The sequence below is a fragment of the Bacillus sp. FSL K6-3458 genome, from assembly GCF_038005045.1.
In the GTDB taxonomy this organism is placed as follows: Bacteria; Bacillota; Bacilli; order Bacillales; family Bacillaceae; genus Bacillus; species Bacillus altitudinis.
Genome location: NZ_JBBOSI010000001.1, coordinates 1,932,521 through 1,947,099, shown reverse-complemented (window position 1 = coordinate 1,947,099; position 14,579 = coordinate 1,932,521). Strand labels below are relative to the sequence as shown.

General features: G+C 41.7%; 19 protein-coding genes and 1 riboswitch. Of the genes, 3 read left to right on the top strand and 16 right to left on the bottom strand.

The features are described from left to right. The first annotated feature begins 36 nt into the window (after nucleotides 1–36). Entirely contained in the window at nucleotides 37–561 is a 525-nt protein-coding gene (locus tag MHH23_RS10450) for a DUF309 domain-containing protein (protein WP_072367786.1), read from the top strand. Between the two features lie 24 nt (nucleotides 562–585). Here the strand turns inward: MHH23_RS10450 and MHH23_RS10445 are convergent, their stop codons facing one another. From MHH23_RS10445 to MHH23_RS10415, 7 genes are all read right to left on the bottom strand, one after another. After that, nucleotides 586–939, bottom strand: coding sequence for a GNAT family N-acetyltransferase (locus MHH23_RS10445; RefSeq protein WP_017359785.1), 354 nt, complete (start codon nucleotides 937–939; stop codon nucleotides 586–588). A 113-nt stretch (nucleotides 940–1,052) separates the two neighbouring features. Then, nucleotides 1,053–1,517, bottom strand: coding sequence for a 6,7-dimethyl-8-ribityllumazine synthase (ribH, locus tag MHH23_RS10440; RefSeq protein WP_007501031.1), 465 nt, complete (start codon nucleotides 1,515–1,517; stop codon nucleotides 1,053–1,055). Nucleotides 1,518–1,543: 26 nt separating this feature from the next. Further along, a complete protein-coding gene (gene ribB / locus MHH23_RS10435; protein ID WP_017359786.1) occupies nucleotides 1,544–2,167 on the bottom strand; it encodes a 3,4-dihydroxy-2-butanone-4-phosphate synthase in 624 nt (207 codons plus the stop codon). Between the two features lie 11 nt (nucleotides 2,168–2,178). After that, nucleotides 2,179–2,829: a riboflavin synthase gene (gene ribE / locus MHH23_RS10430; RefSeq protein ID WP_026050106.1), complete on the bottom strand. Its 651-nt coding sequence runs from the start codon at nucleotides 2,827–2,829 to the stop codon at nucleotides 2,179–2,181. A gap of 252 nt (nucleotides 2,830–3,081) precedes the next feature. Further along, nucleotides 3,082–3,223, bottom strand: a riboswitch (FMN riboswitch). Between the two features lie 113 nt (nucleotides 3,224–3,336). Next, entirely contained in the window at nucleotides 3,337–3,681 is a 345-nt protein-coding gene (locus tag MHH23_RS10425; protein WP_008344451.1) for a hypothetical protein, read from the bottom strand. Nucleotides 3,682–3,915: 234 nt separating this feature from the next. Further along, complete coding sequence (locus MHH23_RS10420) at nucleotides 3,916–4,152, bottom strand: DUF2164 domain-containing protein (RefSeq protein WP_017359788.1); 237 nt, start codon at nucleotides 4,150–4,152, stop codon at nucleotides 3,916–3,918. 200 nt (nucleotides 4,153–4,352) lie between these two features. Next, nucleotides 4,353–4,934: a TetR/AcrR family transcriptional regulator gene (locus tag MHH23_RS10415; RefSeq protein WP_047945955.1), complete on the bottom strand. Its 582-nt coding sequence runs from the start codon at nucleotides 4,932–4,934 to the stop codon at nucleotides 4,353–4,355. Between the two features lie 250 nt (nucleotides 4,935–5,184). Here MHH23_RS10415 and MHH23_RS10410 point away from each other — a divergent pair, with 250 nt between their 5' ends. Beyond that, a complete protein-coding gene (locus MHH23_RS10410; protein WP_116307100.1) occupies nucleotides 5,185–6,447 on the top strand; it encodes an MFS transporter in 1,263 nt (420 codons plus the stop codon). Nucleotides 6,448–6,477: 30 nt separating this feature from the next. Here MHH23_RS10410 and MHH23_RS10405 read toward each other — a convergent pair whose 3' ends face one another. Next, on the bottom strand, nucleotides 6,478–6,915 hold the full coding sequence (locus MHH23_RS10405; protein ID WP_007501040.1) for a peptidylprolyl isomerase: 438 nt from the start codon (nucleotides 6,913–6,915) through the stop codon (nucleotides 6,478–6,480). Nucleotides 6,916–7,236: 321 nt separating this feature from the next. Between MHH23_RS10405 and MHH23_RS10400 the strand changes: the two genes are divergently transcribed. Next, nucleotides 7,237–8,121: a DUF1002 domain-containing protein gene (locus MHH23_RS10400; protein ID WP_008344446.1), complete on the top strand. Its 885-nt coding sequence runs from the start codon at nucleotides 7,237–7,239 to the stop codon at nucleotides 8,119–8,121. Between the two features lie 40 nt (nucleotides 8,122–8,161). Here the strand turns inward: MHH23_RS10400 and lysA are convergent, their stop codons facing one another. The 8 genes from lysA to MHH23_RS10360 all read right to left on the bottom strand — a co-directional run bounded on the left by lysA (nucleotide 8,162) and on the right by MHH23_RS10360 (nucleotide 14,522). Then, the gene (lysA, locus tag MHH23_RS10395) at nucleotides 8,162–9,487 is read right to left on the bottom strand and encodes a diaminopimelate decarboxylase (RefSeq protein WP_039165814.1); all 1,326 of its coding nucleotides are present in this window, start codon (nucleotides 9,485–9,487) and stop codon (nucleotides 8,162–8,164) included. 115 nt (nucleotides 9,488–9,602) lie between these two features. After that, nucleotides 9,603–11,075 carry a spore germination protein gene (locus MHH23_RS10390; RefSeq protein WP_007501043.1) on the bottom strand — a complete coding sequence of 491 codons (1,473 nt, stop codon included), beginning with the start codon at nucleotides 11,073–11,075 and terminating at the stop codon, nucleotides 9,603–9,605. Then, nucleotides 11,029–11,637: a stage V sporulation protein AE gene (locus tag MHH23_RS10385; protein ID WP_007501044.1), complete on the bottom strand. Its 609-nt coding sequence runs from the start codon at nucleotides 11,635–11,637 to the stop codon at nucleotides 11,029–11,031. The genes MHH23_RS10390 and MHH23_RS10385 overlap by 47 nt, the downstream gene beginning before the upstream one ends. A 6-nt stretch (nucleotides 11,638–11,643) precedes the next feature. Further along, nucleotides 11,644–11,994, bottom strand: a complete 351-nt coding sequence (spoVAE, locus tag MHH23_RS10380) for a stage V sporulation protein AE (RefSeq protein ID WP_007501045.1) — start codon at nucleotides 11,992–11,994, stop codon at nucleotides 11,644–11,646. Beyond that, nucleotides 11,994–13,010: a stage V sporulation protein AD gene (gene spoVAD / locus MHH23_RS10375; protein ID WP_024718928.1), complete on the bottom strand. Its 1,017-nt coding sequence runs from the start codon at nucleotides 13,008–13,010 to the stop codon at nucleotides 11,994–11,996. The genes spoVAE and spoVAD overlap by 1 nt, the downstream gene beginning before the upstream one ends. 12 nt (nucleotides 13,011–13,022) lie before the next feature. Further along, nucleotides 13,023–13,475 carry a stage V sporulation protein AC gene (gene spoVAC / locus MHH23_RS10370; RefSeq protein WP_024718929.1) on the bottom strand — a complete coding sequence of 151 codons (453 nt, stop codon included), beginning with the start codon at nucleotides 13,473–13,475 and terminating at the stop codon, nucleotides 13,023–13,025. Between the two features lie 20 nt (nucleotides 13,476–13,495). After that, the gene (locus MHH23_RS10365; protein ID WP_007501049.1) at nucleotides 13,496–13,912 is read right to left on the bottom strand and encodes a stage V sporulation protein AB; all 417 of its coding nucleotides are present in this window, start codon (nucleotides 13,910–13,912) and stop codon (nucleotides 13,496–13,498) included. Continuing rightward, entirely contained in the window at nucleotides 13,902–14,522 is a 621-nt protein-coding gene (locus tag MHH23_RS10360; protein ID WP_024718931.1) for a stage V sporulation protein AA, read from the bottom strand. Before MHH23_RS10360 ends, MHH23_RS10365 begins: the two co-directional genes overlap by 11 nt. Nucleotides 14,523–14,579: the final 57 nt, after the last annotated feature.

The following is a 14,579-nucleotide window of genomic DNA, read 5'->3' as shown; positions in this document are numbered from 1 at the left end:
TATGTTAGACTGATAGTGGAAAAGGAGATGACCGCTGTGTATCCTAAAGCGTACGTGGCTTTTTTACATGAATTTCATACGACAAGAGATTATTTTGAGTGTCATGAAATTCTTGAAGAATTTTGGAAAGAAGATCCTCCTCATCAGCGCAAAAAGTACTGGGTGGGTCTCATTCAGCTTGCTGTTGCTTTGTATCATCAAAGACGAGGAAATGGAAAAGGAGCAAAACGGCTGATTTCAAACAGCCTTCATATATTAGATTCGGACCGGAACGTACTAACAGAATTAGGTCTTGATGAAGAGGCATTTCTTTTACTGCTGAGAACACTGAAAAAGAAAATCGATGAAGACATGCCCTACGAAAGTGTGATGCTGCCAATCCGAGATGAAACGCTTCTTTCTTTATGCCAAGAGATGGCGGAAAAAGAAGGCTTAACCTTCGGACAGGAGAGCAACTTATCCCATACATTCTTAATTGAAAAGCATAGACTGCGTGATCGGACGGACGTATTGCTTGAACGTGAAAAACAGATGGAACGTAAAAAAAGCAGAGGCATATAACCTCTGCTTTTACATGTGTGATATTTAGTTTGTTTCATTGTGACACTTATGAAAGAAGCCTTGCGTTAATTCATTTGGAATGAGTGTTTTCGTTTTGAATACTTCTTCCACGGCTAATACCATTTCCTTGCCGATGCCTTGGTCACGATGGGACGGATTGACACTAATATGTTCGATTTGTACTTGGTCGTCTGTTTTCAGCACACCAATCGCACCGACGATATCCTCACCATCTTTCCAAAGGAACAGCTGCCGATCTTCATCCATTTCATACGACTTTATCGTCTGCTGAAGCTGTTTGACGTCTTTCTCACCCGGCATAAAGGACAGGAGTCCCATGGCAATTTTTTCAAAAGACCTCTTGTAACGAATTAACATATATACCCCTCAATATTAAAATTATCCTATTCTCCAGCAAATGTCTTATGAATCACTTGCTCATCACACATTATAAACACTTTTAGGTTGTTTTTAAACTCTTTTTCATCAAATTAACGAAACGTTCGATTTAGGTTGGCCATTTCAATAGCAGCTGCAGCCGATTCACTGCCTTTATTTCCAGCCTTTGTACCGGCTCTTTCAATGGCTTGTTCAATAGATTCTGTTGTCAGTACACCAAAGATAATCGGCACCCCTGTTGAGATGGCACTTTGTGCGATTCCTTTAGCCGCTTCATTACAAACATAATCGTAATGTGATGTTGCCCCGCGAATCACGGTTCCAAGTGTAATGACTGCATCATATTTTTTTGTTTCTGCTAGTTTTTTTGCCATATACGGAATTTCAAAAGCCCCCGGCACCCACACGACATCAATATCGTCACCGTTTGCTCCGTGTCTGAGCAATGTATCTTCTGCTCCATCTAGCAGTTTGCTTGTAATAAAATCATTAAATCTAGCGACGACGATTCCAAACTTTAATCCTTCTGCTACTACATTACCTTGTATTGTATTCATATGTTCATCATCCTTTTTTGTGATTTTTATTTTGTTTTCATTGTCGTTGTTTGCTTGTTTATATATGCCTGCAATGCTTCAATCGTCAGCATCTTTAAATCGTGTTCTTTTTGAATTTTTTGTAGTTCGGGTACGCGGGCCATGGTTCCATCTGCATTCATAATTTCACATATGACACCCGCTGGCACTGAACCCGCAAGTTTAGCAAGATCAACGGCCGCTTCTGTATGACCTGGTCTTTCTACTACGCCTCCCTCTTTCGCAATAAGAGGGAAAACATGACCTGGTCGGGCAAAATCTTCTGGTTTTGACTCTTTATTTAACATGGCCAATATGGTCGTTGAGCGCTCAAAAGCACTTATACCAGTTGTCGTTGACGTATGGTCGATGCTCACTGTAAATGCTGTATGATGTGCATCCGTATTTCGCTCGACCATGGGATGCAGATCCAAGTGTTTCGCAATCGAGGCATGAACTGGTGTGCAAATAAGACCTCTTCCATGTAAAGCCATGAAGTTAATGACTTCCGGCGTTGCATGCTCAGCAAGTGCCACAAAGTCTCCTTCATTTTCTCTGTCTTCATCATCTACTACGATAATGATTTCTCCTCGTTTCAGGGCATTTACTGCCTCATCAACTGAATGATACATACAATCGCCTCCTAGAATCCGTGCTCTTTTAAAAATGATGGGGTTAATCGTGAGGGCTGCTTTTCGTTTTGCTCTTTTGTTAAAAAGCGATAAATGTATTTACCGATCATGTCACATTCAATATTTACTACATCCCCCATAGATTTAGTCGGGAAAATAGTTCCTTCAAGCGTATGTGGAATGATAGAAACTGTCACATGAGCATCTCGCAAATCGAAAATAGTCAAGCTGACGCCGTCTATTGCGATCGATCCCTTTTTTGTGAGCATATCTGTGAGGGTCTTGTCCATTTTCAAATCATAGTAAATGGCATTACTCTTCTTTTCTACACGGGTAATCACAGCCGTTCCATCAACATGGCCTGAAACAAAATGACCGCCGAATCGTCCATTTGATGACATCGCTCGCTCTAAATTCACTTGGCTACCTGGCGCAAGCTGATCAAGTGATGTCGCTTTGACCGTCTCAGGCATCACATCTGCCGCAAACTGTTCTTTTGTGAAGCTTGTGACAGTGAGACAAACGCCATTGATGGCGATACTATCGCCTAGGTGAACATCTTCTAGTACACGACTGCACTTGATGATAATTTCCATGGCATCTGCGGATCTTTTGCTTAATGACTGGACTGTACCCACTTCTTCAATAATCCCCGTAAACATGTGATCCTCCCTTTCTCTTTCTTTTGTATTTCTCACTTTTTGAAAAAGCGATGTTTGGGACATGTGATCGATTGAACACCTTCGTCGCTTTTTATGGTCCATACAAGGTAAATGAGGGATCACCTAATAAACACTGCATGTGATGACTATATTGACATACAGAAAGCCCCGGAAAAATTCCGGGGCTGTGGTTTTTTTGCATTAGAAATAAAACTATGATCAACACATATTTTTTGTTCATACATAGCTTTCGTTATCCTTCTCCCATCCAGACTTTCACTGTCGGCTTCAGCTTCTCACTGAATCAACCGTTAATAAATTAACGGGTCACGGGCTGTAAAGCATTTGCTTTATTACCGTCGGTCGGGATTTTCACCCTGCCCCGAAGGATACAATCGATATTTAGCTGTCCTTAGGGGCTATTATAGCGATCCTTGTGGTCAAATGCAACAATCAAGATTTATCACCTGTTCATAAAAAAAGCCTCCCTATAGGAAAGGAGACTTGTTAATTGACGACTTTTACTACTTTTATAAGACCGTCTATTCTTTTTTCATTACTAAAGTATGCTTTAATACGATCGCCTTTTTTCAGATCGGCCACATCATCTTCAAATTTCTTTCCGTTAAAAATGATTTTCGTGCCATTTTTGGCTTGACCGTAATACTCATCACCATCAATTTTTGTAATGGTATATTCATAGATGGTGTAATCTTTATCATTATTCGTTAAACTTTCGCCAATGGCTGTTGGCACATCTTCAATTTTCATGCCATTCATGTATAAATAACCTGCGCCTAAACAAAGCAGTAAAACAAATAAGATTGCGATTTTCAATTTAATTTTCCCCATATTTAGAACCTCCATCATCTGCACTTCGCCTATTTGTATGTTCTATTCCTTCTTTTGATGAAATAAAACCAAAAAAGCTGATTTTCATTAATGGTTACTTATATAACGATTCAAATGGACTTTTGGTTCCACCTTTTCATCATTACATATGATACGAATATGCGTTCTTTATTAAGGGGGTCTTTTTTCCTCTTTATCTGTTAGCAGGGTGAACAAGAAAGACGAGCTTTTTGATTATATTCTTTTCTCTAATGCGAATAGATCTTCCTCTAACAATTGAGATCTTTGAACAGCGATATTTCGGCTGTCACGAACCCCTTGATTATAATAGTAGCTTCCAAGATGTTTTGTGATAAATTCTAATATATTGATGGCTGCTAATTCACCAATCTCCTCTTCTCGTTCTTCAGCAAAGTAACGCTGAATGGCAATCATCATCTGATTTTTTTCTTCTTTTGTTAATGGTTTCAAAGTATCTCCTGCTTTCTTACAGCATGATCACACGCTTTTTAGATGTGCACTTTCACTTATTTTTAGAGCTACATATGGTGACACTCACGAATACGAATGTTTGTTCTCTTATCATATCACAAAAACGTGTCCATCACACCCTAAAAGAAAAAGCGTGTTTTAATCAATTGATCAAAATACGCTTTCTTTATATAAACTATTTATTTCAATATGGATAGGATCGTCGCTACAGAATGATCTACAAATGAACGCTCTGGGCGAGATTTCATGAGAACTGTAAGTCCAATAAAAGAAACAACCAGCGCCTGTGCTAAGGCTTTGGCATTCAGACTGCTTTCGAGCTCACCCGAGCGAATACCTTGTACAATTTTTTCTTCAAAAATGACCGAAAGATACATCTGATGCTCTCTTGTGAGAATTTCAAATTTCTCTTCATGGGGGGCAAGCTCGACTATTGTATTGATGCAGAAGCACCCTTTACTCGGCCCATGTCCATATTCCTCTTCTATTAATTCAGCAAATAATGTATGAAATGCTTCCTTTGCAGATAGATTGTTTTGAAGTTTTGTTCGAATGTGGGCAGCATGCTGAGTTGTATATTTGCGTAATGCTGCTTCAAACAATTCCTCTTTATCACCGAACGCTGAGTATAAGCTTGGTCGCTGTATTCCCATTTTTGCAGTTAAGTCGCTTAATGTAGTCGCTCTGTACCCCTTCTCCCAAAAAAGCAACAAGGCCTCATCTAACGCTTTTTCCTCATCAAATTCCCGTTGTCGAACCATCATCAACCCTCATTTCTATCATAAAAACCTCTTCACTAAATCAATCATCTATTTCTTATAAGGATTTTTTACTCATCGGTACATTATCATTTTATTTTATTGACGTATCATTGTCAAACCGACTGCCCATCTCAAGATCTTCACTACATCATCTTGACTTTAAAACGTTTCTCTGGTTATCCTTAACAGGAATTATTTTATACCAAACAGTATATTATACTATTTAGTACAAAAAGAGAGGATGACATGCATGAAAAAAGAAAAAATGAATGCCGTTGAACATTCTGATCTGGAAACGACTCATTTACAAATAAACACCCGATCAACGATGACTCGCAATATGGCTCTACTGTTTTCGACAGCCTCAGGGATGGCAGTTGCAAACATATACTTTGCACAGCCATTATTAGACTCCCTCGCATCCGAGTTTGGTATCAGTTATTCATCCGTTGGTATGGTCATTATGATTACTCAGCTTTGTTATGCGCTAGGACTGCTACTGATCGTACCACTTGGTGATCTGTTCAACCAACGGCGGCTCATCGTAGCTCAAATGCTAGTATCCGTGTTATCTCTCATTCTAGTCGGTATCGCCCCTACCGCCACCGTCCTGTTCATAGGACTAGCTGCGGTGGGACTGCTCGCTGTAGTCACTCAGGTACTCGTCGCATTCGCAGCGACATGGGCCGCTCCTGAAGAACGTGGCCGCATAGTGGGCTTGGTTCAAAGTGGAATTGTGATTGGTATTCTTCTCGCACGAACGTTTGCTGGTGTACTAACCGATCTCGCCGGCTGGAGATCAGTCTATCTCGTTTCCGGCGTGATGATGCTGATCATAACTGGCGTGTTGTACCGGTATCTTCCGCGTGCTGACAGCAAGAGAGCCTCCATATCCTATGTGAACTTGCTCGCTTCAATGTTTATATTGTTCAGACAAGAACGAATTCTACGTATTCGTGGCGTACTGGGTTTTCTGATCTTTGTTGTGTTTGGCACACTGTGGACTTCACTTGTGCTGCCTCTCAGCACTACGCCATACAATCTGTCACATACGGCGATTGGTGCATTTGGCCTTGCTGGAGTTGCCGGAGCATTAGGTGCCACTCGAGCTGGAAGCCTTGCTGATCGAGGCTTAGGACAGTTAACAACGTGCATCGCCCTTGTCCTATTACTCTTTTCATGGTGTTTTATTTTTTTCACTGAATATTCCCTTATTTTATTAATCGTTGGTATAGTCATTCTTGACCTATCTGTGCAGGCCGTTCATGTGACCAATCAAAGTATGATTTTCATGGTCCGGCCTGAGGCGAGAAGCCGGCTGACTGCTGCTTATATGATTTTTTATTCCCTCGGCAGTGCGCTCGGTTCTATTGTATCAACTAACATATACGCAAACGCTGGCTGGAATGGGGTATGTTTATTTGGAGCCTCTATCAGCACCTTAGCCCTTTTATATTGGATGATCACCTACCGCTTCACGGCACAGATCACAGGAACATCAGATGTAAAATAAAAAAACACCGCAATTAAGCGGTGTTTTGGATTAAGCATCGATCACTTCGACTTTTTCCATGCCTTGTCCTTGTTCCATATCAAGAACAGCTTCGATACCAGATGTTACTTTGCCAAAAACAGTGTGAACACCGTTTAAGTGCGGCTGTGGGTCATGTACGATAAAGAATTGGCTGCCGCCAGTGTCTTTACCAGCGTGTGCCATTGATAATGAACCTCTCTCGTGCTGATGAGGGTTTCCTTCTGTTTCACATTTAATTGTGTAACCCGGTCCTCCAGTTCCATTACCGTTTGGATCGCCGCCTTGGCTTACGAACCCTGGGATCACGCGGTGAAATTTCAATCCATCGTAGAAGCCTTCATTCGCTAATTTTTCAAAGTTTGCTACTGTACCTGGAGCAGCCTCTGGGTAAAGTTCAAACTCAATTTTCTTTCCATTCGTTAATTGTATGTATCCTTTTTTCGCCATTTTTCACATTCTCCTTTCAGGTTAAACAACGCTCATTATAGCACATTTTCGGTGATGTTAAACATCCCCTGCTTGTCGAATGTGATTTACCTCTTTTGCCATCATTGATAAAATAAAAGAGCTTGATCCTTTTCTCCTAAGGAAATGATCACAGACTGAGCAAATCACTTCATAATATTGGAGGTTTCAAACATCTTTAAAAGAAAATTGAAACGTCAGACTGATTTGTTACGTCTATATGATGGAGTACGATTCAAATCATGTACTCAAAAGATGAGTTTCTCACCCTCGAGAAACGCTTTCGACTTGAAGGAGGTCAACATGTTTAAAAAAACAATGCTTGGTATGATGGCAGCGCTCCTTTTACTGATTGGTGCGCCAAAAGTCAGCTTAGCGGATGCAGCTGTCGGCGATGTCATCGTCACACTCGGGCAAGACTTAACACCGGCTGATCGTCAGAAGGTGCTTGACGAGTTGAATCCACCTGAAAATGCGACAAAAATTGAAGTAACCAATAAAGAAGAGCACGAATATTTAGGAAAGTATATCCCTCGTTCTTCTATCGGGACGAGAGCATTATCATCTTCATCCATCACCATTGAAAAATCAGGTACGGGTCTGACCGTGGATACACATAACATTAAGACCATTACAGATGAGATGTATTTAAATGCTTTAATGACCGCAGGCGTGAAAGATGCAAAGGTTGTCGTGACGGCGCCGTTTGAAGTATCTGGTACAGCAGCACTGACAGGTCTATTAAAAGCCTATGAAGTGTCAAGCGACAAAGCCATTCCTGAAGATGTGAAACAGGTGGCAAACGAAGAGCTTGTAACAACATCTAAACTGGGAGACTCTATTGGAAAAGACAATGCTTCTGCCCTGATTGCAAAAATCAAAGATGACATTGCCAAAAATGGAGTTCCTAAAACAACAAAAGAAGTGGAAGAAAAAGTAGATCAAGCCGCTTCTGATTTGAACTTAAATCTAACACAAGACCAAAAAGATCAACTTGTCTCTCTCTTTGATAAGATGAAAAATATCAATATCGATTGGAAACAAGTCGGATCTCAAATTGATAAAGCAAAAGACAAGATTACAAAATTCATAGAATCAGATGAAGGGAAAAACCTTCTACAGAAGATTTGGGATTTCTTTGTCTCCATTTGGAACGCGATCGTCTCTGTATTTACTGGTGGAAAATAAATGTCATAGAAAAAGCTGCCTGATGATCAGGCAGCTTTTTTTAAGTCGATGATTTCACTTTTGATTGATAAGGTAAATCCAATTTGACAATGTCCTCATATGTCTCACGCTCAACGACAAGCTGCGCTTCCCCATCTTCTACAAATACTACAGCCGGGCGCGGGATGCGGTTATAGTTGTTTGACATGCTGTAGCCATAAGCTCCTGTACAAAAGACAGCTAACAAGTCTCCCTGTGATAACTCTGGCAGATCAATATCCCAAATGAGCATATCTCCACTTTCACAGCATTTGCCTGCAATGGACACAGTTTGATCATGCGTTTGACTCATTTTATTGGCGCTTGCTGCTTCATATTTTGCTTGATATAAAGCAGGTCGAATGTTATCACTCATTCCGCCGTCAATGGCTACATAATCGCGAATGCCAGGTACATGTTTGGATGAGCCGATCGTATAAAGAGTGGTTCCCGCATCTCCAACAAGGGAGCGGCCTGGCTCAATCCAAATTTCAGGCATCTTAAACTCATAGCGGGCTACATTTTCTTTCACCGCTTGAATAATTTTCTCCACGTATTCAGTTGCTGGAAGTGGTTCGTCCTCTTCTGTATAACGGATGCCAAAGCCTCCGCCTAAGTTCAGCACTGTGGAAATAAATCCAAATGATTCTCTCCATTCATCTAGCTTCAAGAAAATCTTATCTGCCGCAAGGACAAAACCAGCTGTATCAAAGATTTGAGAGCCGATATGACAATGAACACCTAAGAGCTCGATCACTTCTGATTTAAGCACTTGTTTGACCGCTTCGTCTGCTTGTCCATTATGAAGATCAAAACCGAATTTTGAATCTTCTTGACCTGTTGTAATATAGTCATGCGTATGTGCTTCAACGCCCGGCGTGATGCGGAGGAGTACTTTCACCTGTTTTGACAGCTCTTGCCCAAGCTGTTCAATGAGGTTGATTTCATAGAAATTATCAACAACAATACAGCCGATTCCATGCGCTAATGCCATCTTTAATTCTTCTCTGCTTTTGTTGTTACCATGGAAATGAATTTTTTCTACTGGAAACCCGGCACAAATGGCTGTGTGCAGCTCCCCGCCTGAAACGACATCAAGTGATAAGCCTTCTTCTTTTGCCAGCTGGAACATGGCAATAGAAGAAAACGCCTTACTCGCATATGCCACCTGAGCCTTTAGTTCTTCTTCAATAAATGCTTTCTGAAAGCTTTTTGCACGCTCCCGTATTAAAGCCACATCATATACATAAAGTGGTGTCCCATACGTTTCAGCTAAAGAAACGGCATCAACACCACCAATTTCTAAATGTCCGAGTTCATTTTGTCTGCAAGTGCCGTGTAAATACAATGTCATTCCCTCTTTCTCCGCCTCGGCTGAAAAAAGACAGCTGCACAAGCTGCCTTTTGCCGTTTCTCAAAGTTAAAAATACAATATCACAATCTTCAGCCACTTTCAACGAGCGTTAAGAATTTGGCGGAATTTTTGATCTGTTCTGAGGGTGAACGATGCTTGGCCTTACTTTTGAGCCAGGAACAGACGTCCGAATGAGCACTTGCCACAAAGCCTTTCCATTAAAAGGAATGAACGGCCACATATAAGGCGTCTGTAAGGAACGAATGGATGTTAAATAAATAAGTAACAGCGTAAAACCGATGATCAATCCATTCAGCTTAAAGATCGCTACTAGTGCTAATATGATCAGTCGGATGATTTTATTAGCGACACTCAGTTCATAACTTGGAGTGGTGAATGTGCCGATGGCTGCTAGCGAGACGTATAATATGACCTCTGGTGTAAATAAACCGACATCAATTGCAATTTGTCCAATTAAAACGGCTGCAATCAAACCCATAGCAGTCGACAAGGCCGTTGGCGTATGAATCGCCGCCATTCGTAAAAATTCCACCCCAAAATCAGCAAGGAATACTTGGAGAATAACAGGGATATGGGAGGGTTTGTTAAATCCAATATAGCTTAGATTGTCTGGCAGAAGATTCGGTTCTAGAATAAAAAGAAACCAGATCGGCAAAAGAAAAGTAGAACATAAGATGCCTAAAAAACGCACCCATCTTAAAAAAGTCCCAACTGCTGGCGCCTGGCGGTATTCTTCAGCATGTTGAACGTGATGAAAAATAGTGGTTGGTGTAATGATGACACTAGGAGATGTATCCGTAATGATGATGACATGCCCTTCTAATATATGGTTAGCGGCTACATCTGGGCGCTCGGTGTATCGCACAAGCGGGAAGGGATTATATCCTTGCTTAATGATAAATTCTTCTATTGTTTTATCAGACATCGTCAGTCCGTCAACTTTAATCCCAGACACTTCTTTTTCGATAATATCAACAAGATCAGGGTCAGCTATGTCTTCAATATAACAAACACAGACGTCCGCTTTAGAACGCTCGCCTACTTTAAGCATTTTGTATCGCAGTTTTTCATCCCGCACTCTTCTGCGAATGAGTGCTGTGTTCACAATGATGTTTTCAACAAAGCCGTCTCTTGCACCTCTGACAACCTTTTCTGTATCCGGTTCCTCCGGCATTCTGCCAGGGTAGCTCCTGACATCAATAATAAATGCGTAATTTTCACCTTCGACAACGACTGCCACAAGTCCAGACAACACTTGATCCACTGCTTCATCAAGCGTTTCAACTTTTGAGACTTGCTGATTGACAAGACGGTTTTCTACCACACGTGCAAGATCATCTGATTCAGGTTCGTTGTCATTGATTTCAATCAGTTCTTTTAATAAATAGATCACATATTGTGTATCACATAATCCATTTACATAGTAAAGCTGGATTTCCTGATCATGGACATAAATTTTCCGAACGCCAAGGTCAAAGCTGAGACCCATCCCGACATTGTCTTTGAAAAAATCTTCATTTTTCTTCGGATCTCGGTACACGTGCACCTTGTCTTTCTTCATGGAAACCACTCCTTTCTAAAATTAATTCGACTGCCTTCATTGTGATGGGGGACCCTTTGCTTAGATCATCTTTCCGTCCCATCTTGCCAATATCTCCAATGCCGACAACAATCGGAAGCTGTAGTGAATCGAGACAATACACTGTATCTCCACTCATTTTGTGTGGTTCCATTTCTGGAAGTCCATGTTTGTCAACGCCGTATTCTGTCAGTTCACCTTCCCGGTCAATGGAGACATGTACCTTTGTCCATTCCGCTTGATGGGTTTTAGATGCCACTGCAATGGCGCCAATCACTTCAATTTCAGGGTGACGTGCTACGTGCTTCATAGCCGTCTCCCCTGTTCCTTCACCTGTTAAGCCAGAATCATCAAACATGACAAACACTGGGTCATACGGCGTTTTTAAAATCATCTGGACCAGTTCTGGTCCTGTTCGTTTGCTCGGATTCCCTTTTGAGCTGGAAATACATCTTCCGCCGACTTTCTTTGCGACAAGCTCAATCGTTTTGGCAGCATATATATCTCCGTCTGTCACTAAAATGACTTTGCGTCTTTGCCCCATATTAGGTTATCCTTTCGGTTTAAAGATAAGTGCAATGATAAATGAAAATAAAATTGCAGCTGATATTCCAGCAGAGGTTAACTCAAAAATCCCAATTCCGATTCCAATAAATCCGTGGACATCGGCCTGATGCATCGCCCCATGAAGCAAGCTATGACCAAAGCTTACGATAGGGACGGTAGCACCCGCTCCTGCAAATTCAATAAATTTATCATAAATACCAAACCCGTCTAAAATCGTCCCCGCCACAACAAAGGTCGTCATGACATGTGCCGGTGTGAGTTTCAGTACATCAAGTAAAAGCTGGCCGATCACGCAAATCAGTCCGCCTGCAACAAAAGCAATCAAATAATCCATTAGCTTTCTCCTCCTGCACGCTCAAATACAACTCCGTGCGCAATGGTTGGAATGGTCTCTTTTTGCTGAACCATCATTGGGCTGAGAAGCGCCCCGGTTGCTACAACCAATACTCTTTGCAAATTCCCTGCTTTCATTTCTTGAAAGATGTGACTGAATGTCACGACAGCTGAGCAGGCACAGCCACTGCCTCCAGCGAATACATTTTGATCAGGTGTGTATATGATTAATCCGCAATCATCATGCTTCCGTCCAAGCTGAATGCCATCTTCTTTCAGAAGATCCTTTAAAATAGGCGATCCAATTCCAGATAGATCTCCTGTTAGGATGAGATCGTAATCATCTACTGTTCTTCCTAAGTCTTCTAAATGTTGTTTGATTGTGTCTGCCGCTGCAGGCGCCATAGCCGAACCCATATCGAATGGATCTGTAATCCCAAGATCCATCACCCGTCCAACGGTGGCACTTGTAATTTGAATTTGGGAAGGTTCTTGGCTGATGACGACAGCACCGCTCCCTGTCACTGTACTTGTGGCTGTATCTGGTTTTTGCCCGCCATATTCTGTTGGATTACGGAATTGCCGCTCCGCCGTCGCATTGTGACTGCTTGTCGCAGCAAGTGCTCTATTGGCAAACCCACCATCTATTAACGCTGAGGCAATGGCGACTGATTCCATTGATGTGGAGCAGGCACCAAATAAACAAAGAAACGGGATTTTGAGTTCTCTTGCCACATAGTTGGCTGTCACGTTTTGGTTTAGTAAATCTCCTGCCAGCAAAAGGTCAATATCACTTTTTTGCAAATTCGCTTTTGATAAGGCCATTGATATGGCATCATCCATGAGCTGCCTTTCAGCCATTTCCCAGTTCTTTTGATAACAGTGCATTTCATCATAGGTTTTATCAATGAGATGACCGATTGGGCCTTCTTTTTCTTTCGGTCCTGCAGCTGTTCCTTCCGCATTCACATAAAGCTTGTGTTCAAATACCCAAGATTGCTTACCTGTTAGTTTCACGTTTTATTCCTCCTACGAAAACATCTTTTCCAAGACGTATCGAATAATCCCTACGACATATGCCGAGACGACACCAAACACAATGACGTTCCCAGCCAGTTTAAACATGTTGGTCGCTACACCTAACACAAGCCCTTCACTTTTATGCTCAAGAGCCGCACTTGTCATGCTGTTTGCAAATCCTGTCACCGGGACAGCTGATCCCGCTCCAGCAAACTGGCCGATTTTATCGTAAATACCAATACCAGTTAAAATAGAAGAAATTAAAATAAGGGTCGCCACCGTTGGATTCCCTGCTGTCTTCTCATTAAAATCAAAAAAAGTAATATAGAAATTTTGCAATCCCTCGCCTATCGCACAAATCAAACCGCCGACAAGAAAAGCCTTGATGCAGTTCAGTACATAAGGAGGTTTCGGCTGATACGTTTTCACTTTAGATGGATAGTTCTCTTTTAAACTTGACACGTGTTGTTCCCTCCACATTTTTAAATATAAATAAGCCAATGAAATAGCGAGCCAAACACCTTTCCTAAGACGATGGCCATGAGCAGCAGCACAATTTTCCCGTCCATTCCAATTCTTTTCGTTAAGATAGGAAGTACATTTAACACTTCTGTGAGTGCGGCAGCAAGCATGCCGACAAAAATGCCAGATAAAAGGCCGATCGGTAGCGCCAGCCATTTGGATAAATGCAAATGGACTTGACTTAAAGTAGCCCAGCCGCCAACGACCGCTCCACTTATCACGGCAGCCTCATATCCTTGAATAAAACGCTGCGTTTTCGTTAATTGCATTAATCGAGGGATAATACCAAGCACTGTGAGAAACGCCACAAATCCTGCCCCTACCGTTAAACCGCCGCCGAGCCCAACAAGCACCACAAAAAGCCATTTACCGATCATGGATATCTTTCAATGTTTCTTTGTTTTCATTGAGTGCGACATAATGATCAAGATCGAGCTGATATTTAAACATTTCCACTTCAAGCGGGCTTGGCTCTTCGTTTAAACGCTTTTTAAACACATGATTGAAAAATAAAATCATGCCAAAACCGAGTCCAAAGCTATATGGAATTTGTAATAAATACGGATGCTCAACCGTGTTTCCAGTAATCATCTCGTAAAGGCGGATATGAACAAGTCGCATACTAACATCCTCATGGAAATTCATGATGGCAAGAGCCGCTCCGACAAATAAGAGAAGCCATACAAACACGAATAATACGGGGGACAGCTGGCGTTTGCCTGTGTCTATTTCAACAATGGCTTCTGAGCCTCCGACCGTTTGAATGTCGATGTCAGGCCATGTTTTTTTGATCGTTTTGACCACATGCATGATATCTAACACAACGATGTGACGATCCTTTTTGCTGACATGGTATATCGGCATTTTGCTCAGCTTTTGCACAGCACTGTCATCTCCAGTGATTTGGGCGATATCCTCTAAATAAATAAGCTGATCATTACCAGTCTTAATCCGATGGCGCAGCCGAATAAAGATTTGTCCGTCCATCCAAGTCACTTCCTATACGATGGGTTAAAAATAGTATGTGGTGAAAAATGGTTCTCA